General features: G+C 35.9%; 1 protein-coding gene. It reads right to left on the bottom strand.

Annotated features, from left to right (window positions below; translation table 11 throughout):
- Positions 1-1,513, bottom strand: a 1,513-nt coding sequence (locus tag BVC87_RS22970; RefSeq protein ID WP_143569903.1) for a condensation domain-containing protein, incomplete at both ends; no start/stop codon positions are given.

Genomic DNA, 1,513 nt, shown 5'->3' with positions numbered 1-1,513 from the left:
CCTGATTGCCTAACTTACTTAGTAAAATATTTAGAATCGCTAACGTAGGGACATACAAGGTAGTGCCAATACGACTAGCTAACATTCGTAATGAATCCGTAGATTCTTTACTAAGACGTAAAACCTTTGAACCTCCTGTATAATCGCGAACACTACCCCTTGGACGATCTAAAGGTAATTCTAATACCTTAGGTAAATCACTATACGCTGAAAGCCAAAATTCACGCTGAACTCCTAACTTACTTTGATATAACGAACTTTGTTGCCATAAAATATAATCCTTGTATTGTAACCTTGGTAAAGATAACTCTGTACCTGATAATAAATCGCTAAACTCAGACTTTACAAGCTCTAAAGAAACTCCATCAATAATAATGTGATGCATATCGATCAATAAAATCGATTCTTCTCCTGGTAGTCGTAGCAAACCTGCTCGTAATAATGGACCTTTACTCAAATCAAAAGGACGTACAAAATCCGACATAACTGAATCTATATCATCTCCTGCATACTCTTCTATAGAAAAATCTACTTCTGGGTGGATCCTTTGAACTACTTCACCTTTCAAAAACTCAAAAGACGTTCTAAAGCTATCATGTCTTTCTATTAGCTTTTCAAAAACAACTTCTAATTCATCTTTTGTAATACTGCTAGATATCCCTATGGTTTGAGGCATATTATACACCAAAGAGGTCTTGTCTAAATTATAGATAAAATGTAATCTACGTTGTACTGAAGATAAAGGGTAATAAGCAAGTGACTCACCCACCTCTATACCTAAATACATCTGTTTACTTTGTCTAGAAATAAAATCTGATAGACTCCTGATTGTATTGTAATGGAAAACTTCTCGCAAGGGAACCTCAGTATTCAAATCCCTTAAAATAAGATTCACCATAACCGTAGCTTTTAAAGAATGTCCGCCTAGTTCAAAAAAGCTGCGCTCAACACTAATCAAGTCCTCCTCTATAGCTAAAACATCACTCCAGATCTTAACTAAAGTTTCTTCTATTTCATTAGAAGCGCCAACATAATGATCACCCATATCTAAGGTTGGGTCTGGTAAATTCTTACGATCTACCTTTCCATTGGCGGTGATAGGTAGGGCATCTAAATGAACATAATAACTAGGTAACATATACTCCGGTAGCTTACCGCGTAAAAAAGAACGTAATTCCGAAGAATCTATCGATGCTTCTGATACATAATAGCCTACCAAATGCTTGTCTTGATTTTTATCTACAACATTTACTATGGTATCACTAATATCAGGATAACCTAACAGTTGATTCTCGATCTCTCCTAACTCTATCCTGAAGCCTCTTAGCTTAACCTGACTATCTATACGACCTAAAAACTCTAAATTACCATCTTCTAACCAACGAGCTAAATCGCCTGTACGATACAATCGTTCTCCTTCTTTAAAAGGATGGGCTATAAATTTCTCTGATGTTAACTCCGCTCTGTTGATATAACCTTGAGATAAACCTGATCCTCCTATACATAACTCACC

Source organism: Tenacibaculum agarivorans (assembly GCF_001936575.1).
Classification (GTDB): domain Bacteria; phylum Bacteroidota; class Bacteroidia; order Flavobacteriales; family Flavobacteriaceae; genus Polaribacter; species Polaribacter agarivorans.
This window is presented reverse-complemented; position numbering and strand designations above follow the sequence as displayed.